Here is a 381-nt window from a genome sequence, read left to right as displayed (position 1 = left end):
GATTGAACCAACTGTGCGCGACTTCGACAACCCAGCGTCTTGCCTTCTTCTCTGGGTCGCGCTTAAGTTCACTGGCCTCTTGCCCACGGCCCTTGACATGAGGGATATAGCCATGCGCCTCAATGACCGCCAGCGCAGGTGCACCGGTGTAGCCTGCGTCGGCACACAAATGTTTGTGCCGCCTGATGGGTGGACTGGGTCTCTGGACGACGATGGAATCGAGCACAGCCCCCAACTGCGAAACATCATGCCGATTGGCTCCGGTCACGACGAGCGACAACGGGACGCCACGACCGTCCACCAGCAAATGGCGCTGGCTCCCATTTTTTCCCCCGATCAGTGGGGTTGGGTCCAACAGTTGACTGAGCCAGTGGCGCTTTC

1 pseudogene is annotated in these 381 nt (G+C 59.6%); it reads right to left on the bottom strand.

Features of this window, described 5'->3' with window-relative positions:
- A pseudogene (locus tag B3F77_RS03095) lies at nt 1–381 on the bottom strand (transposase); the annotation flags it as partial.

The sequence above is a fragment of the Polaromonas sp. UBA4122 genome, from assembly GCA_002381615.1.
Taxonomy (GTDB): domain Bacteria; phylum Pseudomonadota; class Gammaproteobacteria; order Burkholderiales; family Burkholderiaceae_C; genus Polaromonas.
Note: the sequence above shows the minus strand (reverse complement) of the source record. Positions and strands in the feature narration are given on the sequence as shown.